Raw genomic sequence first — 21,996 nt, 5'->3', positions numbered from 1 at the left:
ACTGAGATGGACCTATGAAAAGAGTATTGATCGTGGATGATCACCCTGTTGTCCGTTTGGCTGTGCGCATGTTGATGGAGCGCCATGGCCTTGAAGTAGTAGCGGAAGCAGATAACGGCACGGATGCATTGAAGTTGGCTCTTGAATATGTTCCAGACATCTTGATTCTGGATATTGGAATTCCGCAACTTGATGGGCTCGAAGTTATAAACCGGCTGATGTCCAGAGGTATGTCGATCAAGATTCTGGTATTGACCCTGCAAGTTCCGGGGCCTTTCTCCATGCGCTGCATGCAGGCCGGTGCTGCCGGTTATGTGTGCAAGCAGCAGGACATCACCGAGCTGTTGAGTGCCGTGCGTGCGGTGCTGGCGGGATACAGCTACTTCCCCAACGAGGCCTTGCACACCTTTCGCTCAAGCCAGGGCATCAGCAGTGAGCAGCAGATGATCGAGCTGCTTTCAGGGCGCGAATTGATCGTATTGAAACAACTCACCAACGGCATGAGTAACAAGGAAATTGCCGAGGGATTGTGCTTGAGCAACAAGACCATCAGCACCTACAAGCGCCGGCTGCTGGCCAAGCTCAATGCTCGTTCACTGGTTGATCTGATCGAGTTCGCTCAACGGCATCGGTTGATATGAGCCTTTAGAGCACGTGCGCATTGAGACGGTGTTGCTGGATGGGCTCGCTTGAGTGCCGACGCAGCCGGTCAGTCGGGGAGGCTGACCGGCCAGATTTGCGGCTGGGCACAGGTACAAAAAAACCTCCATGGGGAGGTTCTTTTGTGACTAGAGGTCAAAGTCGTAATCGGCCAACTGTTTTTGCAGGCGCCGTTCCTCGAGGAGATTGTCGATGGTCCGGCGCTTGCTCAGATTGGTTTTCGCCACTTCGACCACCGGTTCTGCGTCATCTGTTTCAGCTGCGACGAAATCGTCTTCTACGTCCAGTTGTTCTTTGCCAGTACTCATAAGGTCGACTCCAGGCTAGGACTGCCATTGGCGCTCCTTATATCGATATTCTCCTGGCGGGTAAAAAAGATTTTTTCAATCGATCTATCGGCAAAATCAATGCTTGCTCAATCGTCGGAAGTCTTTTGCTTGTATTCGCACAGGTCTTCGATTCGACAGCTGCCACAGCGTGGCTTGCGTGCCAGGCAAACGTAGCGGCCGTGGAGGATCAGCCAGTGATGGGAGTCCAGCAGAAACTCCTTGGGCACGAACTTCATGAGTTTCTTTTCGACCTCGACCACGTTCTTTCCCGGGGCCAGCCCGGTTCGGTTGCTGACCCGGAAGATATGGGTGTCCACCGCCATGGTCAGTTGCCGGAAAGCGGTGTTGAGGACCACGTTGGCGGTCTTGCGGCCCACTCCGGGCAGAGCCTCCAGCTCTTCCCGGGTCTGTGGCACTTCGCTGTTATGGCGTTCCACCAGCAGGCGACAGGTCTCGATGACGTTCTTGGCCTTGCTGTTGTACAGGCCGATGGTCTTGATGTATTCGGACAGGCCTTCGACACCCAGGGCGTAGATTGCCGCTGGGGTGTTGGCTACGGGGAAGAGCCTGGCAGTCGCCTTGTTGACTCCGACGTCGGTCGATTGCGCCGAGAGAATCACCGCGATCAGCAGCTCGAACGGCGAGGAATAGGCCAGCTCGGTTTTCGGTTCGGGGTTGTCTTCGTGTAGCCGGCGAAAGATTTCCAGGCGTTTGGCGGCATTCATGGGTGATTCATTTCCTCGAAGGCGGTCGGTTTAAGGTCCAGGAGCCAGCCCAGGCTCGTTTTGCGGCCAGCAGCGCACCCAGCAGGATAAAACCGCCGGGGGCGACGGTCAGCAGGCGTAGCCCCCCATGTGGCAGCACGACCCAGCCGCTGCCTGCATCCGGCTGGCCGACAAGCCAGCCCAGATGGCTGCCCAGCGTACCAGCGCCCAGCAGCTCGCGCAGGGCACCCAGGCCGATCAGGGCCACACAGAAAGCGCCGGCCAGGCGCAGTCGGTTGCGGTGCTGGAAGAAGCCCGCCTGTTCCAGTACCACGCATTGCAGGGGCAGCAGGCCCAGGTACAGGCTCAATTGCTGGTGCAGCTCATAACTCCAGGCCTGCAGCGCCAGCCACAGGCAACTGCCGAGGCTGGCGCTGAGCAGCAGGCTGGCCAGCCAGTGGTGGCGGGCCTCGATGGGCGGACGCAGCAAGCGCATGCCGGCGCCGTAGAGGCCGATCAGCAATACCCAGGCCAGGGCCAGGCCGATTGCCTTGACCCAGGAGTCCGTAGCCCCGATCAGGGGTGGCAGCATCAGCAGCCCCGGCAATGACAGCGGCTTATTCATGAGGCGTTCCAGGGAGCAGTTGTCCGCGGTGTTCGTCGAAGTAGCGCAAGGCATCATGCAAGGCACTGATCACCGCACGGGAAGTGATGGTGGCGCCGGCAATCTGATCGAACTGCCCGTTGTCCTTTTTCAAGGCCCAGGCGCTGTCGCCCGGATCATTGCGGGATTTTCCTGAAAACCCCTGGAGCCAGGCATTGGGCCAGCTGGCGATATGTGCTCCCAGCCCCGGAGTCTCATCCTGCCGGAGGGTCTTGCTGCCCAGCAGGCGCCCCTGGCTGTCGATAGCGATCAGCAACTCGATGGGGCCGGCGTAGCCTGTGACCTGGCTGCGCAGCAGCACGGCGCTGGGCCGGCCATTGCGGGTGGCCAGGTAGCCATCGAGCAGGCGACTGTTGCTCAGTTGCCCATCGGCCAAGGGCAATGGCTGGTCCAGGGGCTGGTTGTCATAGCTGCCGGCGGGCAGCACATCCAACAGCTTGCGTGCCTGCAAGGCCCGTTGTTCGGCTTCTATGCGTGGAGTGGCGGCATATTGCAGCCACAGGGTGGCACCGATGCCCAGGGAGCCGAGCAGCATCAGCAGCAACAGGCTGCGAGCCCCTTTCATGATGGGCGCTCCCCCGGTTTTTCGGAGCTCAGGCGCTCCAGGGCCGGTACCGCCAGGTTCATCAGCAGCACGGCGAATGCGAGCCCGTCGGGGTAGCCACCCCAGGTGCGGATCAGGTAAGTGAGCAGGCCAACGCCAACACCAAACAGCAGTCGGGCCTTGGCGGCCTTGGGGCCGGATACCGGCTCGGTGACGATAAAGAACGCGCCGAGCATGCTGGCGCCGCTGAGCAGGTGGAACAGCGGCGAACCGTGGGAGTCGGAGCCGCTGCCGTTCCAGCACAGCAGGCTGATCAGCAGCAGGCTGCCAAGCATGCCCACGGGCGCCTGCCAGCCGATGACCCGCTGTTGCAGCAGAAACAGGCCGCCAGCGAGAAATCCGAGGTTGACCCATTCGGCACCACGGCCGCCGAAGTGACCGAAGGCGGGGTTGCCGGCAAAGAGTTCATCGACGGTCAGGCTCTTGTTGATCCGCAGGCTGTCCAGCGCCGTGGCCTGGGCCCAGGCGTCCGGGGGCGGGTTGCCTCCCAGGCCGAATACCTGCTGCAGCCCGCCGAGCAGGTCCAGGGCATGGGGCGCGGGCCAGTGAGTCATGGATTGCGGGAAGCACAGCAGGGCCAGTGCATAACCCAACATCGCCGGGTTAAAGGGGTTCTGGCCGACACCGCCGTACACCTGCTTGCCCAAGAGCACGGCGCTGGCAGCAGCGCTCAGCGGCAGCCACCAGGGGCAATAGGGTGGCAGGGCCAGGGCCAGCAAGGTGGCACTGACCAGCGCACTGCCATCGCTGAGGGCAGGTTGCAGGGGACGCCGCCGCAGGAACAGCACCAAGGCTTCCATGGCCAGGGCCCCACTGGCTGCCAGCAGTAGATTCAGCAGTGGCCCCCAGGCATACAACCACAGCAGTACCAGCAGCCCCGGCAGCGTGGCCAGCAGCACGCGCTGCATGGCCTGGCGCAGGCGCGGGTCGACTGTTTCAGGGCACGTCATGGGCGTTTACCTGGCGCTCGGCTTCGCTCAGGCGGGCTTGGGCCTGGGCCAGTTGTTCGCTGCTGGTATCGGTCTGGCGTTGCAGTTTGCTCAGTTCGGCTCGGGCGTAGGCCAGTTCGGTCTTCAGTTGTCGCAGTTGTGGGGCGATCGGGCGTTTCTCGATCCGCTCCAGTACTGGTGCCGGTTTGCCACTGGCGTCTTCCGCGGCGTGCAGCGCCTGTTCGGCCACCGCCAGGGCCGCGGCCAGGGTTTGCAGTTCGGCTTCGGGGGCTGCTGCGGCCTGGGCCTTTTTCAGTTCGGCGCGGCGCATCGCCAACTGGATCTTGGCTCGCTTGAGGTCGGCATCCCGGGCCACCGGCGCGGTCGGTGGAGGCGCCTGGGTTTCCAGTTGGGCCAGTGCCTGCTCGGCCACTTCGAACTGGCGCTGCAGGACGACCAACTGCGATTGCTGCTCGAAGGTCGGCGGATGACCGAAGGCCTTGAGGGATTTGTGCAATTGGGCGCGACTCATGGCCAGCTCGATCTTGGCCTTTTTCAAGGCGGCATCGGCCGCCGCGGCTTTCTGCGCGCGGACCCGCTCGATAGCCGACTGAACCGGGTCTTGGCTGGCGTCGCTGGCCTGGGTGGCGCGCTGGGCCCTGGCCTGACGTTCGGCCAGGCGCCGGGCCTCTTCGCGCTGCAAGCGATCATTGCGCTGCTCGAAGCGGCGCCGGGCGTGATCGCGTTTGGCGGCGCGAGCCTGCAACTGCTCGGGGCTGCTGGCCAGGCCGCCGACAATGGGCAGCACTCGGGCCATGGGCAACGGCAGCATGTCGATGCAATCCACCGGGCAGGGCGCCACACAGAGGTCGCAGCCGGTGCATTCGTCGATCAATACGCTGTGCATGAGCTTCGCCGCGCCGACGATGGCGTCCACCGGGCAGGCCTGGATGCACTTGGTGCAGCCGATGCATTCGGCTTCGCGGATATGGGCGATCTGCGCCGGGGCTTCGCCACGGCTGTGGTCCAGTTCCACCACCGGCAGCTGGAGCAGTTGTGCCAGGCCGGCGATGGTTTCCTGGCCCCCTGGCGGACACTTGTTGATGGCCTCGCCACTGGCGATGCCCTGGGCGTAGGGTTTGCATCCGGCGTGGCCGCACTTGCCGCATTGGGTCTGGGGCAGAAGGGCGTCGATGCGTTGAATCAGACTCATGTCTTGAGCAGTCCGTTGAAGCCGAAAAACGCCACTGCCAGCAGGCCGGCGCTGATCAGGTCGATCGGCAGGCCTTGCCAGGGCAGGGGAATATCGTTGGTGGAAATACGCTGGCGCAGGTCATTGAACAGGCTCAGTACCAACCAGAAGCCCAGCCCGGCACCCAGGCTCATGGCGCCGAGGGTCGCCAGCCCGAGGTTTTCCCCGCTGGCGATCAACAGCAGGCCGAGCATCCCGGCATTGGCCAGCAACAAGGGCCAGAGGCCATCGAATGGCAAGCCGGGCATGGCCCGGGGCAGCCAGTGTAGCGCCGGCCCGATCAGCAGCACACTCAGGGACAGCCAGGCAAACAGCTGCAAGGACTGCAGCCCCGAGGGCACCAGCACACCACGATAGAGAACATGGCCGAGTACGCAACTGACCAGCATCAAGACCGTTGTTGCTAGGCCCAGCGCATGGATCCGAAGCCGAGCGCCATCGGCTGGGGCCTGCAGCAGCGGGTCGACGCCCAGCGGCCACTGCAACACGAAGTTGTTGATCAGGGCAGTGCTGACAAGGGCGAGGAGGAAGTCGGTCATGGTCGGGGCCGGTACGGGCAGGCTGTCCTTCAAGAGTAGGCAAACTCCAGCGTCGGCGCAGGGCCCGCCAGATATGCAAATCCCCCCGCTGCGCCGGGCGCAACGGGGGGATGGGGTCCAGCCTGCAGCCTTACTTGATCCGCTGGCCGGGCTTGGCGCCGCTGTCCGGGCTCAGCAGGTAGATTTCTTCACCGCCAGGGCCGGCAGCCATCACCATGCCTTCGGAGATGCCGAACTTCATTTTCCGTGGCTTGAGGTTGGCGATCATCATGGTCAGGCGGCCATCGAGCTTGGACGGATCAGGGTAGGCGCTCTTGATGCCGGAGAACACGTTGCGCTGTTCGTCGCCGATATCCAGGGTCAGGCGCAGCAGCTTGTCGGCACCTTCCACGGCTTCGGCCTTGACGATCAGGGCGACACGCAGGTCGATGGCGGCAAAGGCATCGAAGTCGATTTCCGCGGACAGCGGGTCCTTCACCAGTTCACCGTTGCCTTTAGGGCCACCGGTGTCGGTCTGGCTGGCGGCCAAGTCTTCCTTGGAGGCATCGGTCATGGCTTGCACTTTTACCGGGTCGATCCGCGTCATCAGCGGCTTGAATTCGTTGAGCTGATGGTTGGCCAGCAGTTGCTGGTGGTCGTTCCAGGTCAGCGGGGCCACGTTGAGGAAGGCCTCGGCATCGGCAGCCAGCAGTGGCAGCACCGGTTTGAGGAAGATCACCAACTGGCGGAACAGGTTGATGCCAGTGGCGCAGATGGCCTGGACTTCATCCTGCTTGCCTTCCTGCTTGTTCAGCGACCATGGAGCCTTGTCGGCGATCCAGGCGTTGGCGCGGTCGGCCAGGCCCATGATCTCGCGCATGGCACGGGCGAAGTCACGGGCTTCATAGGCGTCGGCGATGCTTGGCGCCGCGGCCAGGAAAGCCTCGGTCAGCTCGGGGGCGGCATTGCTGTCCACCATCACCCCGGCATTGCCCTTGTGGATGAAGCCGGCGCAACGGCTGGCGATGTTCACCACCTTGCCCACCAGGTCGGAGTTGACCTTCTGCACGAAGTCTTCGAGGTTCAGGTCCAGGTCGTCGACACCACGGCCCAGCTTGGACGCGTAGTAGTAGCGCAGGTATTCCGGTGACAGGTGCTCCAGGTAGGTGCGGGCCTTGATGAAGGTGCCACGGGACTTGGACATCTTCTGGCCATTGACCGTCAGGTAGCCGTGGACGTTGATGCCGGTCGGCTTGCGATAGCCGGCGCCTTCGAGCATGGCGGGCCAGAACAGGGCGTGGAAGTTGACGATGTCCTTGCCGATGAAGTGATACAGCTCGGCGGTGGAGCCCTTGCCCCAGAAGGCGTCGAAATCCAGTTCCGGACGACGGCTGCAGAGGTTCTTGAAGCTGGCCATGTAGCCGATCGGCGCGTCCAGCCACACATAGAAGTACTTGCCCGGCTCATCCGGGATCTCGAAGCCGAAGTACGGTGCATCGCGGGAGATGTCCCACTGCTGCAGGCCGGCGTCCAGCCACTCGGCGATCTTGTTGGCCACGGCGTCCTGCAGGGTGCCGCTGCGGGTCCAGCTCTGCAGCATCTGCTGGAAGTCCGGCAGCTTGAAGAAGAAGTGCTGGGAGTCCTTGAGCACCGGAGTGGCGCCGGAGATCGCCGACTTAGGATCCTTCAGGTCGGTCGGGGCATAGGTGGCACCGCATTTTTCGCAGTTGTCGCCGTACTGGTCCTCGGTGCCGCATTTCGGGCAGGTGCCCTTGATGAAGCGGTCGGCCAGGAACATTTTCTTTTCTGGGTCGAAATACTGGGTGATGGAGCGCGTGGCGATGTGCCCGGCGTCCCGCAGCTTGAGGTAGATCTGGCTCGACAGCTCACGGTTTTCTTCGGCGTGAGTGGAGTGGAAGTTGTCGAAATCCACCAGGAACTCGGCAAAGTCGGCGCAGTGTTCAGCCTGCACGTTGGCGATCAACTGCTCCGGGGTGATGCCTTCCTTCTCCGCGCGCAACATGATGGCCGAGCCGTGTGCGTCGTCCGCGCAGACATAGATGCATTGGTTGCCGCGTAGCTTCTGGAAGCGCACCCACATGTCGGTCTGGATGTACTCAAGCATGTGGCCAAGGTGGATGGAACCATTGGCATAGGGCAGGGCGCTGGTGACGAGGATCTTGCGTGGCTCGGACATGGGGCTCGGCTACTTGATGAAACGGAGGTCGGCCACTATAAAGCGCCGGAGCGGAATTTTCACCCTTCCAGGCACATTGTGCGCAGCAAGCTTTCTCGCCACGAAGGAGTCGGCGGCGTAGGATAGCCGGCTGATTTTCCTGTCTTGTTATCGGAGTTGCCCATGAGCGCCGTCAATCGCGCAGCGGTGGAAGCCGTCCTTCGTCAATACACCGACCCTTACCTGAACCAGGACCCGGTCAGCGCCGGCTGCGTGCGGGACATCGAGGTCCAGGGCGACCGGGTCACGGTCCGCATGGAACTGGGTTATGCCGCCGGCCTGTTCAAGAGTGGCTGGGCGCAGATGCTGCAACTGGCCATCGAGGGCCTGGACGGCGTGAGCTCGGCCAAGGTCGAGATCAGCAGCGTCATTGCCGCGCACAAGGCCCAGGCGCAGATCCCGGGCCTGGCCAACGTCAAGAACGTGGTGGCGGTGGCTTCCGGCAAGGGCGGTGTGGGCAAGTCCACCACCGCGGCCAACCTGGCCCTGGCCCTGGCCCGCGAAGGCGCCAAGGTGGGGATTCTCGACGCCGACATCTATGGCCCGAGCCAGGGCATCATGTTCGGCATCGCCGAAGGCACCCGTCCGAAGATCAAGGACCAGAAGTGGTTCGTGCCGATCGAGTCCCACGGCGTGGAGGTCATGTCCATGGCCTTCCTCACCGATGACAACACGCCGATGGTCTGGCGCGGTCCTATGGTCTCCGGGGCTTTGCTGCAACTGGTGACCCAGACCGACTGGGGCAACCTGGACTACCTGGTGATCGACATGCCGCCAGGCACCGGCGACATCCAGCTGACCCTGGCGCAGAAAGTTCCGGTGGCCGGTGCGGTGATCGTCACCACGCCCCAGGACCTGGCTCTGCTGGATGCGCGCAAGGGCGTGGAGATGTTCCGCAAGGTCAATATCCCGGTGCTGGGCGTGGTGGAGAACATGGCGGTGCACATCTGCTCCAACTGCGGCCATGCCGAGCACCTGTTTGGCGAAGGCGGCGGCGAGAAGCTGGCCAGCCAGTACGACGTCGAGCTGCTGGCCTCGCTACCGTTGTCGATGCTGATCCGCGAGCAGGCCGACGGCGGCAAGCCGACGGTGATCGCCGAGCCGGAAAGCCAGATCGCCATGGTCTACCAGGAGTTGGCGCGGCATGTGGGCGCGCGCATTGTCTTGCAAGAAGCGGCCGCCCCGGCGATGCCCAACATCACCATCAGCGACGACTGAAGCCCCAGGCGGGTGAGTCATGTAGGAGCCGGCTTGCCGGCGAAGGCGTCCTCAAGATCGCTTTCGCCGGCAAGCCGGCTCCTACCGTTGCGGCGGCAGGATCAGACCCGCAGGCCGCCGTCCATTTCCAGGATGCGCCCGGTGTAGTAGTCGTTCTCGAAGATATAGGCCGCCGAGTGGGCGATCTCTTCCGGCTTGCCCATGCGCTTGAGGGGAATACCGGCAGTCATCTTTTCCAGGGCCTCGGGCTTCATGCCCAGGGTCATTTCGGTTTCGATAAAGCCCGGGGCGATGCCCGCCACGCGGATACCGTAACGCGCGAGCTCCTTGGCCCAGGTGACCGTGGCTGCCGCGACCCCGGCCTTGGCTGCGGAATAGTTGGTCTGGCCGATATTGCCGGCGCGGGAGATCGAAGAAATGTTGATGATCGCGCCGTTGTTTCCGAGCTCGATCATCTTCGCCGCCACTTCCCGGGTACAGAGGAAGACCCCGGTCAGGTTGACGTCGATCACCGCCTGCCACTGGGCCAGGCTCATCTTGGTCATCTGGCCGTCCTTGACCTTGACCAGCAGGCCGTCGCGCAGGATCCCGGCGTTGTTGATCAGGCCGTGGATGGCGCCAAAGTCCTCGGCCACCTGGGCCACCATGTGGTTCACCTGCTCTTCATCGGCGACGTTGCACAGATAGGCACGGGCTTCGACGCCGTGGGTCTTGCACGCCGCGACAGCCTGGTCGAGCTTTTCCTGGTTCAGATCGACCAACGCCAGCCGCGCGCCCCTGGCTGCGAAATACTCGGCCATGGAGCGGCCCAGACCTTGGCAACCGCCGGTGATAATGATTACTTTGTCAGTGAGTTGCATTCGCATGTCCCGCTAGCTGGTCTTGAGGGGAGTCCTTTTCGGGAACCCTCGCTCGGCGGCCGGACCTGGCCTGGCTGCAGATGAGAATTGCCCTGTTGGCGTAGCTGGAACAATGCTCCAGGCGCCCGTCCGTTTTCGACGGATTCTACATAAGGAGTCATAAAGTGAGCGTTGAAGCTGCCAAGAATGCACGAGAACTGCTGCTCAAGGAATATCGTGGGGTGCTGTCCACTCACTCCAAGGCCATGCCGGGATTTCCCTTCGGGTCCGTGGTGCCCTATTGCCTGGACGCCGAGGGCCGGCCGCTGATCCTGATCAGCCGTATCGCCCAGCACACCCACAACCTGCAGAAGGATCCCAAGTGCTCGCTGCTGGTGGGTGAGCGCGATGCCGATGACGTGCAGGCAGTCGGTCGCCTGACCTACCTGGCCGAGGCTGAGAAGCTCGAGGACGAGGCCGCCATCGAAGCCGCAGCCGAGCGTTACTACCGTTACTTTCCCGAGTCGCAGAACTACCACAAGGCCCATGACTTCGATTTCTGGGTGCTCAAGCCGGTACGCCACCGCTACATCGGCGGCTTCGGGGCGATCCACTGGGTCGACCAACTGACCCTGGCCAACCCCTTCGCCGGAAAGGCCGAGCTGAGCATGGTGGAACACATGAACAGCGACCATGCCAAGGCCATTGCCCACTATGTCCAGTTGACCGGGTTGCCGGACAACGCGCCGGCGCAGATGGCCGGGATCGATACCGAAGGCATGCACCTGCGCATCGGCCAGGCGTTGTATTGGCTGCCCTTCCAGGCGCCTTGCAATACGCCGACACAAGTACGCGAGGCCCTGGTTTTCCTGGCCCGAGCTGATCAATGGCCGAAAAATCCGCCCCTGGGTGCTTGAATTCACGAATTGGCGACGTCATTTACGGTCTACTGGAAGGCATTCTTCCGCAGAGGAAACCATTTGATGCGCCCTTTTCTGTTGCTCTTTTTACTTTTCCCGGTGCTCGAGCTGTTCGTCTTCGTCAAGGTCAGCGCGGCCATCGGGTTTTTCCCGGCGCTGCTGCTGATCATTCTCGGTTCGATGCTCGGTGTGCTGGTGTTGCGCGTGGCCGGTCTGGCCACGGCACTGCGTGCCCGTGAAAGCCTCAATCGCGGTGAGCTGCCGGCCCAGCAAATGCTCGAGGGCCTGATGCTGGCCCTGGGTGGTGGTTTGCTGATCCTGCCGGGTTTCATCAGCGATGTGTTCGGCCTGCTGATGCTGTTGCCGATCAGCCGTCGCCTGCTGGCCAATAAAATGCGCCAGCGTGCCGAGGAGCAGGCCCTGCGCCAGCGCGCCTTTGCCGACGACATGCGTGCCGCCCGTGGCGGCCCTGCGCCCCAGCAGCCGCTGGGCCGCGAGCCCAACGTGATCGAAGGCGAATTCGAGCACCGCGACTCCTGAGTCAGAAGCTCACGTCTCACGGCACCTTCGGGTGCCGTGTTCGTTTTGGCGCCAGCGATGTAAAAAATTTCATCGGCCAGCCCTTGTAATAACCTTATGCGCCCTTATGTAACGGTCACCGCAAGGTTTCTGGTGCTGACACCAGACAGACTTCCGCGGCTCGCTTGTCGAGCCGCACCCGGCAAAGCCGGATTTGCTAACCCGCCGGTATCGACACCGGCCGTTGAAAACCACAATTAGGAGAGATCGACAATGAAGCTTCGTCCTCTGCATGACCGCGTCGTCATCCGTCGCAGCGAAGAAGAATCGAAAACTGCCGGCGGTATCGTTCTGCCTGGTTCGGCTGCTGAAAAACCTAACCGTGGCGAAATCGTCGCTGTAGGTACCGGCCGTGTGCTGGACAACGGTGAAGTACGTGCGCTGGCCGTGAAAGTGGGTGACAAAGTGGTGTTTGGCCCGTACTCCGGCAGCAACACCGTGAAAGTCGATGGCGAAGATCTGCTGGTAATGGCCGAGAACGAGATTCTCGCTGTTATCGAAGGCTGATTTCCCGCGTATTTTCCCGCTACTACACAGTATTTAAGGAATATCGATCATGGCTGCTAAAGAAGTTAAATTCGGCGATTCCGCCCGCAAGAAAATGCTCACTGGTGTCAACGTTCTGGCTGACGCAGTAAAAGCGACCCTGGGCCCGAAAGGCCGTAACGTGATCATCGAGAAGAGCTTCGGCGCTCCGACCATCACCAAGGACGGCGTTTCCGTTGCCAAAGAAATCGAGCTGAAAGATCGCTTCGAAAACATGGGCGCGCAGCTGGTCAAAGACGTTGCCTCCCGTGCCAACGATGACGCTGGCGACGGCACCACCACCGCTACCGTTCTGGCTCAGTCGATCGTCAACGAAGGCCTGAAAGCCGTCGCTGCCGGCATGAACCCGATGGACCTGAAACGCGGTATCGACAAGGCGACCATCGCCATCGTCAAAGAACTGAAGGGTCTGTCCAAGCCATGCGCTGACTCCAAAGCCATCGCTCAGGTCGGCACCATCTCCGCCAACTCCGACAACTCCATCGGCGACATCATTGCCGAAGCCATGGAAAAAGTCGGTAAAGAAGGCGTGATCACCGTTGAAGAAGGCTCGGGCCTGGAAAACGAACTGTCTGTCGTAGAAGGCATGCAATTCGACCGCGGCTACCTGTCCCCTTACTTCATCAACAAGCCGGACACCATGGTCGCCGAACTCGACGGCCCGCTGATCCTGCTGGTGGACAAGAAGATCTCCAACATCCGCGAAATGCTGCCAGTGCTGGAAGCCGTTGCCAAAGCCGGCCGCCCACTGCTGATCGTGGCTGAAGACGTTGAAGGCGAAGCCCTGGCGACTCTGGTTGTGAACAACATGCGTGGCATCGTCAAAGTCGCTGCCGTCAAGGCACCTGGCTTCGGCGACCGTCGCAAGGCCATGCTGCAGGACATCGCCGTTCTGACCGGCGGTACCGTCATCTCCGAAGAGATCGGCCTGAGCCTGGAAAGCACCACCCTGGAGCACCTGGGTAACGCCAAGCGAGTGATCCTGTCCAAAGAAAACACCACCATCATCGACGGTGCTGGCGTTGAAGCGGACATCCAGGCTCGTGTGACTCAGATCCGTCAGCAAGTCGCCGACACTTCGTCCGACTACGACCGTGAAAAACTGCAAGAGCGTCTGGCCAAGCTGTCCGGCGGCGTTGCAGTGATCAAGGTTGGCGCTGGCTCCGAAGTTGAAATGAAAGAGAAGAAGGCCCGCGTTGAAGACGCCCTGCACGCTACCCGTGCAGCCGTTGAAGAAGGCGTGGTACCTGGCGGTGGCGTAGCCCTGATCCGTGCTCTGCAAGGCATCAACGACCTGAAAGGCGACAACGCCGACCAGGACGTGGGTATCGCTGTACTGCGTCGCGCTATCGAAGCTCCACTGCGCCAGATCGTTGCCAACTCCGGTGACGAGCCAAGCGTTGTCGTGGACAAGGTCAAGCAGGGTGCCGGCAACTTCGGCTACAACGCTGCTACCAGCGAATACGGCGACATGATCGAAATGGGCATCCTGGATCCAACCAAGGTAACCCGTTCCGCGCTGCAAGCAGCTTCGTCCATCGGCGGTCTGATCCTGACCACCGAAGCCGCTGTTGCTGAAATCGTGGAAGACAAGCCTGCAGCTGGCGGCATGCCAGACATGGGCGGCATGGGTGGCATGGGCGGCATGATGTAAGCCAGCCTTACCCCTGTACTGAAAAAGCCCCGCCGGTGAAAGCCGGCGGGGCTTTTTTATGCCTGGGATATGGGGACAGCTCCTTCGCGGGCAAGCCCGCTCCTACAGCGATGCAACTGGTGTAGGAGCGGGCTTGCCCGCGAAAGGCCTCAGCGCTGGCTCAGCTCGGCGGCCGAGGCCTTGGGCGCCTTCCAGCCCAGCAATTGCTGCTTGAAGCCATAACTGGCGCTCTGGTAGTAGCTGATGCCGCGCTGGATCAACGGATCGCTGTCCGCTACCCGGGATTCCTGGCTGGCGCCCAGGGCCTGGTCATGCCGGCGCAACCCCTGGCGCGGGCTGAGAATCGCCAGGTCCTGGCCGTCGAACAGGCCCAGGTGCTGATAGTTGCCCACCAGCACCCGGGGAGGCAGGGGGTTGTCCTGCAGCAGGTTGCGTCCGAAGAAGGTCGACTCGTAGTCCAGGTTCAACAGGCCCAGCAGGGTTGGCGCCAGGTCGATCTGGCTGGCCAGCTGTGCATTTTCCCGCGCCGGAATCAGCTTGGGCGCATAGATGAACAACGGAATCTGATAGTTGCTGATGGGCAGGTCTTCCTTGCCCGCGCTGCCTGCGGTGTGGTCGGCGACAAACACGAAAATGGTGTTGTCGAACCAGGGCTTCTGGCGGGCTGCCTTGAGGAACTCGCCAATGGCGTAGTCGGTGTATTTGACCGCGCCGTCCCGGCCCTTGCCGGACTTGATGTCGATCCGGCCATCGGGATAGGTGTAGGGGCGATGGTTGGAGGTGGTCATCAGTTGCAACAGGAAGGGCCGCTGCTGTGCGTAGTCGGCATCCGCCAGCTTCAGGGTCTGGGTGTAAAGGTCTTCGTCGGCCATGCCCCAGGCGTTCTTGAAGTGGATCTCGGACTCCTCGACGCTGCTCTGGTCCACCACGCGGTAGCCGTTGCCGCTGAAGAAGGCATTCATGTTGTCGAAGTAACCCCGGCCGCCATAGACAAACACACTGTCGTAACCCACGGACCGCAGTTGCTGGCCAAGGCTGGCGAAACCACTTTCACGACCGATGCGCTTGACGATGGAGCGCCCCGGGGTGGGGGGAATCGCCAGGGTGATGGCTTCCAGGCCGCGGTCGGTGCGGGTGCCGGTGGCGTAGAAGTTGTTGAAGTACAGGCTCTGTGCGCGCAACGCATCCAGGTTCGGGGTCAGGTTGCGGTCGTCGCCGTTGCTGCCCATGTATTTGGCGCTGAAGCTTTCTATGGTCACCAGGACGATGTTGGGGGTGCGTGGAGCCCCCGGGTTGTCGATGGCGCGCCGGATATCCAGCGGGTCCTTGCCGATGAAGCGGGCATTGGGTTCATTCAGTTCGGCGCGCATCTGGCGGGCCACCACATCGGCGGGCAGGCTGCGATAGAACTGCTGGTAGTCCAGCTCGTTGTTACGAAAGGCGGCAAAGAACTGATAGGGGCCGTTGCTCGCCAGTTCGTTCTGATAGGCGTTGCCGCCCTGGCTGCGCGGGCTGTCCTGGCTGAGCAGTTGCAGGCTGGCGCCGACCACCAGCAGCAGGCCGAGGGCACTGAGCAGGCGGCCACGCAGAGGCGGCAAGGGCGCATCCAGCGCAGCCTTCAGGGGCTTGCGCAGGGCCAGGCTCAGGGCGATTGCCGCCAGGGCCAACAGGCTCATGTACAGGCCGATCGGGTAGGACTCGAGAATGTTGTTGAGGACCTCGTCGGAGTACACCAGGTAATCGACGGCGATGAAGTTGAAGCGCACGCCGAATTCATCCCAGAACAGCCACTCCGCCACGGCCGTGAACAGCATGGCGAACAGGCTCAGACTGAACAGGCCCTGCAACAGCCAGCGGTGGCCGCGCCGACGCCACAGGGCGGGTGGGCAGAGCACCAGGTACAGGCCCAGGGGCAGGGCGGCATAGGCCAGGAAACCCAGGTCGTAGAGCAGGCCGACGCCAAATAGCGGCAGCCAGCCGCTACCGGCTTCGTCGAGGTGGGTGAGCAGCAAAATGCCGCGGGTCAGCAGGAAAATCGCCAGCCAGGTGCTGGTCAGCAGCAGCACGAAACGCGCCGGAGCTGTCTTGAGAAGATCCATCAGAGGGTGTTCCTTGGGGGCAAATGGCCCGCAGTCTGAGGTTGTCCCTGTAGTCAGCTTGTGAACCGCTGGTGAAAATATTGTTAAGCCCCCAGGCTCGGGAAAACTCTGCCAGGCACCGGCCGACAAGGCTGGCGGCGAGCCGGACTTGGCCTTAAGCTGCGCGAGCCAAGATGGCCGTAACCCTGTACGGAGAGAGTGCCGATGCGAATTCTACTGGTTGAAGACAACCGCGATATTCTCGCCAACCTGGCTGACTACCTGGGGCTCAAGGGCTATACCGTGGATTGCGCCCAGGATGGCCTGTCCGGGTTGCACCTGGCGGCCACTGAGCATTACGACCTGATCGTGCTCGATATCATGCTGCCGGGAATCGATGGCTATACCCTGTGCAAGCGCCTGCGCGAAGACGCCCGGCGTGATACTCCGGTGATCATGCTCACCGCCCGCGACCAGCTCGACGACCGCCTTCAGGGCTTCAAGTCCGGGGCGGATGACTACCTGCTCAAACCCTTCGCTCTCTCGGAACTGGCGGCGCGTATCGAGGCGGTGATGCGCCGTTCCCAGGGTGGTGGCCGTCGGTCGCTGCAGGTTGGCGACCTGAGCTACGACCTCGATACCCTGGAGGTCACCCGCGAAGGCCGCTTGCTCAAGCTCAACCCCGTGGGCCTCAAGCTGCTGGCGGTGCTGATGCAGAAAAGCCCCCATGTACTGCGTCGGGAGATCCTCGAAGAAGCCCTGTGGGGCGACGATTGCCCGGACAGCGACAGCCTGCGCAGCCACGTTCACCAATTGCGCCAGGTGATCGACAAGCCGTTCGCCAAGCCGCTGCTGCACACCGTGCACGGTGTCGGGTACCGCCTGGCCGAGGGCCGAGATGGAGTTTAAGCAGAGCCTTGCCCAGCGCATCATCATCGCCTTTGCGTTGATGAGTGCACTGGTGGCGGGGGCGTTCGCCATGGGCATCGTGGCGACGGTGCACCTGGTGGAGGAGAAGCTCATCTCCGCAGGCCTGGGCGGTGACCTGCAACGCCTGTTGCTGATGGATAACGTCGGCGACTGGAGTCACCGTCCCGAGCCCGACCAGTTGTTCTACTACAGTGGCGGGCGCGGCGACTTCGAGCTGCCCAAGGATTTGCGCCATCTGGATCCGGGTTTCCACGAGGTGTTCCGCGAGGAGTTGTCCTATCACGCCATGGTCGAGGTGGTGGACGGTCGGCGCTATGTGCTGCTGCAGGACCAGAGCGATTTCGAAGAGCGCGAGCGGGTGCTGTTCGCCGTGGTGCTGGTAGGTTTTGTCCTGAGCCTGGCGCTGGCGGTGTTTCTCGGCTGGGTCCTGGCTCGCCGAGTGATGGCGCCGGTGGTCCGCCTGGCCCGCCAGGTGCGTCACCGGGACCAGTTGCTGGGGCTGGCCCCGCCCTTGGCGCCGGATTATGCCGCGGACGAGGTCGGCGAACTGGCCATCGCCTTTGACGCAACCCTGGGGCGCTTGCGCCAGGCCTTGAGCCGCGAGCGGCTGTTCACCAGTGACGTCAGTCATGAGCTGCGCACGCCATTGATGGTGCTGGCCACCTCCTGCGAACTGCTGCTGGAAAATCCTGGCCTGGATCACCGTGGCCGGGCCCAGGTCGAACGCATAGCCCGCGCCTGTGAAGAAATGCGCGAACTGGTTCAGACCTTCCTGATGTTGGCGCGGGCCCAGCGTGAAGACGCCAGCATGTCGCCGCAGTTGACCCTGAGCCAGGCGGCCAGCGACTTGATCGGGATCTGGAGAGAAGCCATCGAGGCCAAGGGAATCGAACTGATCTTCGAGCCGGGAACTCCGGGTGACAGTCGTTACAACGCGACCTTCCTGCATGCGGTGATGGGCAACCTGCTGCGCAATGCCCTGCATTACACCGAGCAGGGGTTCATTCGCCTGACCCTGCTGCCGGAAGGCTTCGTGGTGGAGGACAGCGGCGTGGGCATTCCCGAGGAGAAGCGCGAGGCAATGTTCCAGCCGTTTGTGCGGGGCGATGAAAAGCGTGGGGAAGGCCTGGGGCTGGGGCTGTCCCTGGTGCAGCGGATCTGTGAGAACCAGGGCTGGACTGTCAGCCTCACTACCATGACGCCCAATGGCTGTCGTTTTTTCGTTCAGCTGAACTCGGCCAAGGCCTGATTGTTCTTTCCCGGCCCTGTTCTACGGGGCCGGTCACTTGTCGTTTTTTCCTCTTAAGTGGCCCCAGGCCACTGTCCTCAGCCTGTAAAACCCTGAAATATTTCCTCGTTGGACGGTACGAAGTTTTCACAAAGGGATGACCTGTCGCTGACACGTCGCTGCTTAAGGTGGCGCCATCAGTTGCAGGAGACTTTGATGATGGCTACGCCGATCAAGCTGGAATTTTCCGACAAATACGATGCCCAACATGCCCAGGAATACCTGCTCAAGCATCAGGATGGCCTGGCGCGGCAGTTGTCTCACAAACGTGACGAACAATTGGCCCGTACTGCGCTGTCTCTGGCGGGAGAACCCGGGCTGGTGCTGGACCTGCCCTGCGGCGCCGGACGTTTCTGGCCTCTGCTGGCAGAAAAAACCAATCGAGTGATCATTGGCGCTGACAATTCAGCAGCTATGCTGAGTACCGCCACGGTGGCCCAGCCGGCCGATGTGGTAAAACGGGTACGGCCCTTGCAGACCTCTGCGTTTGCCATTGATTTGCCGGACAACGCCGTGGACTGCATTTTCTCCATGCGTTTATTGCACCACATAGGCCAGGCGGAGCACCGCATGGCGCTGCTACGGGAGTTTCAGCGGGTCAGCCGTGATAGCGTGATCATCTCGTTGTGGGTCGATGGCAACTTCAAGGCCTGGAAACGCAAGCGCATGGAGCGCAGGCGCCAGGCTGAAGTTGGGCAGGAGGGTTACCAGAATCGTTTCGTGTTACCGGCGGCCACGGTCGAAGAAGAATTCAGGCAAGCCGGCTTTCGTGTCCAGGAACACCTGGACTTCTTTCCGCTCTACGCCATGTGGCGGGTCTACGTATTACGCAAGAGGTAAAAGGATGGCTGTTGAATGTGCTTCGGAACTGGATGCCGCGCCCACAGATTGCTTCGAATACTTCTGGAACAAACAAGGTGAATGGGTCGAGGAACCCAATCAGCGTCGAGGCGGCGAGAGCGGCGTCCAACGCATTCAAAGCAGTAGCGGCGGCCTGCTCTATGCCAAGCGGCAGATCGGGCACATTCATCGCAGTTGGTTGCACCCTTTCGGGCGACCGACGGTCCTGCGTGAGCGCGAAGCTCTGCAAGGCCTGCGCCTGCTGGACGTAGAGGTCCCGGAACTGGTGTTCTGCGGGGCCCGACGTGGCCCGGAGCGACAATGGCAGGCGTTGCTGGTCACCGCAGCGCTGGAGGGCTTCATGGAGGTCGACAACTGGTATGCCGCCGGTGGGCGCGAGCGCCACGGTGAAGCCTTTCATGATCGTTTGTTGCAGGCGGTGGCTGCGACCCTGGCGCGCATGCACAAAGGGCGCTGGCAACATGGTTGCCTGTACGCCAAGCACGTTTTCGTACGGGTGGACGGCGAGGGCGAGCAGGCTCAGGTGCGAGTCGCATTGCTGGATTTCGAGAAATGCCGCCAGCGCTTGAGCAGCCGCCGGGCCGCAGCCCATGACCTCAAGCAACTGCGTCGCCATTCGTCGTGGAATGACGCGGACTGGCAAAAGCTCTACTACTTTTACAAGACGGTGTTTGGCAGCCCCATCAAAGGTTTATAGCGATGAAGCTAGAAATTGCACGAGGTTTGTTCCTGGCAGGAGCCTTGGCAGTCGCTTCTTTGGCCGTAGCTGCCTGGGAGCAGCCGCGCACGCAGGTCCTGAGCGCCCAGGGAGACGCCCATTGCCCGTTGCCGCGGGTGGCCAAAGCCTCTGTGGCGGTCAAGCCCGATCATGACCTGTTGCTGTTCATGTTCGGCATGGCTCAAGGATTGAAACCCCAGAGTTGAAGCTTGTTCAGCCCCTAGAAAAAGGCCTCGCAATGCTAGGCCTTTTGTTTGCCCGGAAATGATCAGATCAGATGCAGGTGGTTGTCCCACAGGCCCGCTGGAAGGTCCAGGGGCTTGGCCACGATCTGCGTCTGACGGCAGTCGTAGAAGCGGCAGCGACCTTGTCCCGAGGTCACCACGAAGCCATCGGCTACCGCTCCGACACCGGCGCAATCGGGCAGTGGGGCGTCGACCCGCACGGCACCGCTGTCCAGGTCCCAGATAAAGAAGCGGTTGCCCCGGGGAGCGGTCAGGGCCACCAGCCGCAGGTCGCTGTGCACTGCCACGCTGGCGGTGTAGTGCCCCATGGCCTGCAATTGTTCCTGGGCTACCGGGAAGGGGGCGAAAGGCTGGCCGGGACGCTTGATCGCCAACAGTTCCGAGGATTCGTGGGCGGCGCCCATGAACTGCTGGCCGGTGACTATGGTGCCGTCGCCGGCAACGCCCATGTGGCGCACGCTGTTCATCTGCTGGGCCAGGGTTTCCTTGCTCAGCAGCGTGCCATCGCGCTGCATCAGGACCAGGCTCGGTTCCATGGCGTCAAGGTTCATCTCCACCCGGCTTTCGGCTTCGGTACGGATCCCGCCGTTGGCCACCACCAGGGTTTCCCCGTCTGGCATCCATGACACCTGGTGGGGGCCGATGCCATGGGTGGACAGCTCGCCGCTGTGCACCAGGCGCTCACCCTCGAAGCGGTAGACACCCAGCAGGCCCCGGCCCGGGTCCCGGGTATCGTTCTCGGTGGCGTACAGCCATTCGCCGCTCTTGTGGATCACCGCATGTCCGTAGAAATGCCGGTCCGGTTGCGCGGTCAGGGTCTGCAGGAGCGCGCCGTTGCGCAGGTCGATCAGGTAGCTTTCGGTGCCCGGGCGCCGCGCCACGAACAGGGCGATGGGCAGTTGCGGGTGGTTGATGATGTCATGGCAACGTTGGCCGACCTGGGTGGCAAATACCTGTTTACCGTCCAGTTGATAACCGACGGCGTAATGCTTGCCGTCACCATCGTCCCTGGCCGAAAGCAGCAGGGGCTGCTTGCCCTTTTGCTTGAACAGCGTCCAGCCGCCCAAGGTCACCGCACTGAGCAGCAGGCTGCCCAGCGCCAAAGCCTGACGTCGCAGCATCATCAGTCACCGTCGTTGGCGTTGAAGCCCAGTTGGATCCCCAGCGCCTTGGCCAATTCGCCTTCATGCAGGCGGTGGACCACGTTGAGGCTGTCATACAGGTCGTTGAGTTGCTGGCGGCCAGCGTCGTCACTGAGCATTTCGGTCAGCGAGCGCTGGGTGCTGGCGAAGAGTTTCAGCGAGGCGGCGTAGGCGGCGTCGATCTTGTCGGCCAGAGGCTTCTGATCGGCAGGCAATAGGCCGCGCAGGCCCTTGTTGTCGACCCCGGCCCAGACCGTCTGGGCAGCGCTGAGGCTGGCTTCCAGGCCCTGCAGGGACGACTGGCTGCGCCAGGCATCGGCCTGGAACGGCTGCGGGATGCCCTTGGTCTGACGGCCCATCGGCGTGCCGAGCTTCTTCTTCAGGGTATCCAGAGCCGTGACCTGGACCCGCAGCAGGTCGGCGATGGCCTCGTGAGAATCGGCGTACCGCTGGTTGGGGAACTTGCTCATCTGCGCGAGCATGCCGTCGTTGGTGTTCCAGCTCGACAGGATTTCTTCGGCCAGTTGTTTCTGGCGCTCACCAATGGCAGTCAGCAGCGGGCAGTAGCGGGCTTTCTGCGCGCTGTCGGCCATGTCGATCTTGCTGTCGAAGAGGATGTATTCGTAGGCCGACAGCCCCTGCACCACGACGCTGGACTTGGCCAGGGCGGCGGCATCGATCTGCGGGTTGGCGGTGACCAGTTGCTCCACCTGACGGCCCACCAGGTTCTTCTTGTCCGGCCAGAACTGGACCTGCCAGGAGCGGTTGCCCTCGGCCAGTGGGCCGATCAGCAACGGCTGGAGCTCGGCCCAGGCTTTTTGCGCATGGAGGAAGTCGGCCCGGGCGGTGTCCAGGCTTTCCTTGCCTTCACAGAAGGCCAGGGCACTGATGGCCAACTGGCGGTCGGCGTCGACCCAGCGACTGTAGGTCGGCAGGATGACCTGCTTGGCGATGGCCGCCGAGGTCACGGCTTGTGGGTCCTGGGGCGAGCAGGCGCCCAGGGCGAGTGCGGCAAGGCTGGTGAACAGCAGTTTGGGGCGGAACATGTTCGGGCTCCCTTTATTGTGGAGAAAACGTGTGAG

General features: G+C 62.2%; 23 protein-coding genes. 11 read left to right on the top strand and 12 right to left on the bottom strand.

Annotated features, from left to right (window positions below; translation table 11 throughout):
* The first annotated feature begins 14 nt into the window (after positions 1-14).
* Positions 15-641 carry a response regulator transcription factor gene (locus AC1RCO_RS18565; protein ID WP_011063106.1) on the top strand — a complete coding sequence of 209 codons (627 nt, stop codon included), beginning with the start codon at positions 15-17 and terminating at the stop codon, positions 639-641.
* A 147-nt stretch (positions 642-788) separates the two neighbouring features.
* Here the strand turns inward: AC1RCO_RS18565 and AC1RCO_RS18560 are convergent, their stop codons facing one another.
* From AC1RCO_RS18560 to metG, 8 genes are all read right to left on the bottom strand, one after another.
* A complete protein-coding gene (locus AC1RCO_RS18560) occupies positions 789-968 on the bottom strand; it encodes a PA3496 family putative envelope integrity protein (protein ID WP_011063105.1) in 180 nt (59 codons plus the stop codon).
* 107 nt (positions 969-1,075) lie between these two features.
* Positions 1,076-1,714 carry an endonuclease III gene (nth, locus tag AC1RCO_RS18555; RefSeq protein ID WP_015636814.1) on the bottom strand — a complete coding sequence of 213 codons (639 nt, stop codon included), beginning with the start codon at positions 1,712-1,714 and terminating at the stop codon, positions 1,076-1,078.
* A 7-nt stretch (positions 1,715-1,721) separates the two neighbouring features.
* Positions 1,722-2,318 carry an Rnf-Nqr domain containing protein gene (locus tag AC1RCO_RS18550; RefSeq protein WP_346624750.1) on the bottom strand — a complete coding sequence of 199 codons (597 nt, stop codon included), beginning with the start codon at positions 2,316-2,318 and terminating at the stop codon, positions 1,722-1,724.
* Positions 2,311-2,922, bottom strand: a complete 612-nt coding sequence (locus AC1RCO_RS18545; RefSeq protein WP_125062121.1) for an RnfABCDGE type electron transport complex subunit G — start codon at positions 2,920-2,922, stop codon at positions 2,311-2,313. Before AC1RCO_RS18545 ends, AC1RCO_RS18550 begins: the two co-directional genes overlap by 8 nt.
* Entirely contained in the window at positions 2,919-3,911 is a 993-nt protein-coding gene (locus AC1RCO_RS18540) for an RnfABCDGE type electron transport complex subunit D (RefSeq protein ID WP_065365281.1), read from the bottom strand. The genes AC1RCO_RS18545 and AC1RCO_RS18540 overlap by 4 nt, the downstream gene beginning before the upstream one ends.
* Positions 3,898-5,103, bottom strand: a complete 1,206-nt coding sequence (locus AC1RCO_RS18535) for an RnfABCDGE type electron transport complex subunit B (RefSeq protein ID WP_401334894.1) — start codon at positions 5,101-5,103, stop codon at positions 3,898-3,900. The genes AC1RCO_RS18540 and AC1RCO_RS18535 overlap by 14 nt, the downstream gene beginning before the upstream one ends.
* Positions 5,100-5,681: an Rnf-Nqr domain containing protein gene (locus AC1RCO_RS18530; RefSeq protein ID WP_346624796.1), complete on the bottom strand. Its 582-nt coding sequence runs from the start codon at positions 5,679-5,681 to the stop codon at positions 5,100-5,102. The genes AC1RCO_RS18535 and AC1RCO_RS18530 overlap by 4 nt, the downstream gene beginning before the upstream one ends.
* A 130-nt stretch (positions 5,682-5,811) precedes the next feature.
* Positions 5,812-7,857, bottom strand: coding sequence for a methionine--tRNA ligase (gene metG, locus AC1RCO_RS18525; RefSeq protein ID WP_492617933.1), 2,046 nt, complete (start codon positions 7,855-7,857; stop codon positions 5,812-5,814).
* Between the two features lie 162 nt (positions 7,858-8,019).
* Between metG and apbC the strand changes: the two genes are divergently transcribed.
* Complete coding sequence (apbC, locus tag AC1RCO_RS18520; RefSeq protein ID WP_011063097.1) at positions 8,020-9,114, top strand: iron-sulfur cluster carrier protein ApbC; 1,095 nt, start codon at positions 8,020-8,022, stop codon at positions 9,112-9,114.
* 101 nt (positions 9,115-9,215) lie between these two features.
* On the opposite strand, the gene AC1RCO_RS18515 is transcribed toward apbC, so the two are convergent.
* Positions 9,216-9,974 carry an SDR family oxidoreductase gene (locus AC1RCO_RS18515; protein WP_011063096.1) on the bottom strand — a complete coding sequence of 253 codons (759 nt, stop codon included), beginning with the start codon at positions 9,972-9,974 and terminating at the stop codon, positions 9,216-9,218.
* A gap of 164 nt (positions 9,975-10,138) precedes the next feature.
* On the opposite strand from AC1RCO_RS18515, the gene AC1RCO_RS18510 reads away from it, so the two are divergent.
* The 4 genes from AC1RCO_RS18510 to groL all read left to right on the top strand — a co-directional run bounded on the left by AC1RCO_RS18510 (position 10,139) and on the right by groL (position 13,652).
* Positions 10,139-10,870: a HugZ family pyridoxamine 5'-phosphate oxidase gene (locus AC1RCO_RS18510; RefSeq protein WP_015636806.1), complete on the top strand. Its 732-nt coding sequence runs from the start codon at positions 10,139-10,141 to the stop codon at positions 10,868-10,870.
* A gap of 66 nt (positions 10,871-10,936) precedes the next feature.
* Positions 10,937-11,413 (top strand): FxsA family protein, encoded by a 477-nt coding sequence (locus AC1RCO_RS18505; RefSeq protein WP_011063094.1) that lies wholly within the window; start codon positions 10,937-10,939, stop codon positions 11,411-11,413.
* A 252-nt stretch (positions 11,414-11,665) separates the two neighbouring features.
* Positions 11,666-11,959 carry a co-chaperone GroES gene (locus tag AC1RCO_RS18500; RefSeq protein WP_011063093.1) on the top strand — a complete coding sequence of 98 codons (294 nt, stop codon included), beginning with the start codon at positions 11,666-11,668 and terminating at the stop codon, positions 11,957-11,959.
* A gap of 49 nt (positions 11,960-12,008) precedes the next feature.
* A complete protein-coding gene (gene groL, locus AC1RCO_RS18495) occupies positions 12,009-13,652 on the top strand; it encodes a chaperonin GroEL (protein WP_011063092.1) in 1,644 nt (547 codons plus the stop codon).
* A 149-nt stretch (positions 13,653-13,801) separates the two neighbouring features.
* On the opposite strand, the gene AC1RCO_RS18490 is transcribed toward groL, so the two are convergent.
* Positions 13,802-15,751: an LTA synthase family protein gene (locus AC1RCO_RS18490; RefSeq protein WP_492617932.1), complete on the bottom strand. Its 1,950-nt coding sequence runs from the start codon at positions 15,749-15,751 to the stop codon at positions 13,802-13,804.
* 204 nt (positions 15,752-15,955) lie between these two features.
* On the opposite strand from AC1RCO_RS18490, the gene colR reads away from it, so the two are divergent.
* The 5 genes from colR to AC1RCO_RS18465 all read left to right on the top strand — a co-directional run bounded on the left by colR (position 15,956) and on the right by AC1RCO_RS18465 (position 19,733).
* On the top strand, positions 15,956-16,639 hold the full coding sequence (colR, locus tag AC1RCO_RS18485) for a two-component system response regulator ColR (protein ID WP_011063090.1): 684 nt from the start codon (positions 15,956-15,958) through the stop codon (positions 16,637-16,639).
* On the top strand, positions 16,629-17,909 hold the full coding sequence (locus AC1RCO_RS18480) for a sensor histidine kinase (protein WP_065365284.1): 1,281 nt from the start codon (positions 16,629-16,631) through the stop codon (positions 17,907-17,909). Before colR ends, AC1RCO_RS18480 begins: the two co-directional genes overlap by 11 nt.
* 198 nt (positions 17,910-18,107) lie before the next feature.
* Complete coding sequence (locus tag AC1RCO_RS18475; RefSeq protein ID WP_065365517.1) at positions 18,108-18,788, top strand: class I SAM-dependent methyltransferase; 681 nt, start codon at positions 18,108-18,110, stop codon at positions 18,786-18,788.
* Positions 18,789-18,792: 4 nt separating this feature from the next.
* A complete protein-coding gene (locus tag AC1RCO_RS18470; protein ID WP_011063087.1) occupies positions 18,793-19,506 on the top strand; it encodes a lipopolysaccharide kinase InaA family protein in 714 nt (237 codons plus the stop codon).
* A 2-nt stretch (positions 19,507-19,508) separates the two neighbouring features.
* On the top strand, positions 19,509-19,733 hold the full coding sequence (locus AC1RCO_RS18465) for a hypothetical protein (protein WP_041119677.1): 225 nt from the start codon (positions 19,509-19,511) through the stop codon (positions 19,731-19,733).
* A gap of 62 nt (positions 19,734-19,795) precedes the next feature.
* Here the strand turns inward: AC1RCO_RS18465 and AC1RCO_RS18460 are convergent, their stop codons facing one another.
* Together AC1RCO_RS18460 and AC1RCO_RS18455 are read right to left on the bottom strand one after the other, a co-directional pair.
* Positions 19,796-20,893, bottom strand: a complete 1,098-nt coding sequence (locus AC1RCO_RS18460; protein WP_072442944.1) for a DUF1513 domain-containing protein — start codon at positions 20,891-20,893, stop codon at positions 19,796-19,798.
* Positions 20,894-20,895: 2 nt separating this feature from the next.
* Positions 20,896-21,960, bottom strand: a complete 1,065-nt coding sequence (locus AC1RCO_RS18455) for an imelysin family protein (protein WP_011063084.1) — start codon at positions 21,958-21,960, stop codon at positions 20,896-20,898.
* Positions 21,961-21,996 lie beyond the last annotated feature (36 nt).

Source organism: Pseudomonas sp. GW823-FHT03E05 (assembly GCF_058796855.1).
The sequence above is the reverse complement of the archived record's forward strand: the minus strand, read 5'-3'. Positions and strand labels throughout refer to the sequence as shown.

What these genes read in the sequence shown, in the direction of transcription:
- AC1RCO_RS18565 (WP_011063106.1), top strand. Translation starts at nt 15, where the DNA reads ATGAAAAGAGTATTGATCGTGGATGATCACCCTGTTGTCCGTTTGGCT.
- AC1RCO_RS18560 (WP_011063105.1), bottom strand. Translation starts at nt 968, where the DNA reads ATGAGTACTGGCAAAGAACAACTGGACGTAGAAGACGATTTCGTCGCA.
- nth (WP_015636814.1), bottom strand. Translation starts at nt 1,714, where the DNA reads ATGAATGCCGCCAAACGCCTGGAAATCTTTCGCCGGCTACACGAAGAC.
- AC1RCO_RS18550 (WP_346624750.1), bottom strand. Translation starts at nt 2,318, where the DNA reads ATGAATAAGCCGCTGTCATTGCCGGGGCTGCTGATGCTGCCACCCCTG.
- AC1RCO_RS18545 (WP_125062121.1), bottom strand. Translation starts at nt 2,922, where the DNA reads ATGAAAGGGGCTCGCAGCCTGTTGCTGCTGATGCTGCTCGGCTCCCTG.
- AC1RCO_RS18540 (WP_065365281.1), bottom strand. Translation starts at nt 3,911, where the DNA reads ATGACGTGCCCTGAAACAGTCGACCCGCGCCTGCGCCAGGCCATGCAG.
- AC1RCO_RS18535 (WP_401334894.1), bottom strand. Translation starts at nt 5,103, where the DNA reads ATGAGTCTGATTCAACGCATCGACGCCCTTCTGCCCCAGACCCAATGC.
- AC1RCO_RS18530 (WP_346624796.1), bottom strand. Translation starts at nt 5,681, where the DNA reads ATGACCGACTTCCTCCTCGCCCTTGTCAGCACTGCCCTGATCAACAAC.
- metG (WP_492617933.1), bottom strand. Translation starts at nt 7,857, where the DNA reads ATGTCCGAGCCACGCAAGATCCTCGTCACCAGCGCCCTGCCCTATGCC.
- apbC (WP_011063097.1), top strand. Translation starts at nt 8,020, where the DNA reads ATGAGCGCCGTCAATCGCGCAGCGGTGGAAGCCGTCCTTCGTCAATAC.
- AC1RCO_RS18515 (WP_011063096.1), bottom strand. Translation starts at nt 9,974, where the DNA reads ATGCAACTCACTGACAAAGTAATCATTATCACCGGCGGTTGCCAAGGT.
- AC1RCO_RS18505 (WP_011063094.1), top strand. Translation starts at nt 10,937, where the DNA reads ATGCGCCCTTTTCTGTTGCTCTTTTTACTTTTCCCGGTGCTCGAGCTG.
- AC1RCO_RS18500 (WP_011063093.1), top strand. Translation starts at nt 11,666, where the DNA reads ATGAAGCTTCGTCCTCTGCATGACCGCGTCGTCATCCGTCGCAGCGAA.
- groL (WP_011063092.1), top strand. Translation starts at nt 12,009, where the DNA reads ATGGCTGCTAAAGAAGTTAAATTCGGCGATTCCGCCCGCAAGAAAATG.
- AC1RCO_RS18490 (WP_492617932.1), bottom strand. Translation starts at nt 15,751, where the DNA reads ATGGATCTTCTCAAGACAGCTCCGGCGCGTTTCGTGCTGCTGCTGACC.
- colR (WP_011063090.1), top strand. Translation starts at nt 15,956, where the DNA reads ATGCGAATTCTACTGGTTGAAGACAACCGCGATATTCTCGCCAACCTG.
- AC1RCO_RS18480 (WP_065365284.1), top strand. Translation starts at nt 16,629, where the DNA reads ATGGAGTTTAAGCAGAGCCTTGCCCAGCGCATCATCATCGCCTTTGCG.
- AC1RCO_RS18475 (WP_065365517.1), top strand. Translation starts at nt 18,108, where the DNA reads ATGGCTACGCCGATCAAGCTGGAATTTTCCGACAAATACGATGCCCAA.
- AC1RCO_RS18470 (WP_011063087.1), top strand. Translation starts at nt 18,793, where the DNA reads ATGGCTGTTGAATGTGCTTCGGAACTGGATGCCGCGCCCACAGATTGC.
- AC1RCO_RS18465 (WP_041119677.1), top strand. Translation starts at nt 19,509, where the DNA reads ATGAAGCTAGAAATTGCACGAGGTTTGTTCCTGGCAGGAGCCTTGGCA.
- AC1RCO_RS18460 (WP_072442944.1), bottom strand. Translation starts at nt 20,893, where the DNA reads ATGCTGCGACGTCAGGCTTTGGCGCTGGGCAGCCTGCTGCTCAGTGCG.
- AC1RCO_RS18455 (WP_011063084.1), bottom strand. Translation starts at nt 21,960, where the DNA reads ATGTTCCGCCCCAAACTGCTGTTCACCAGCCTTGCCGCACTCGCCCTG.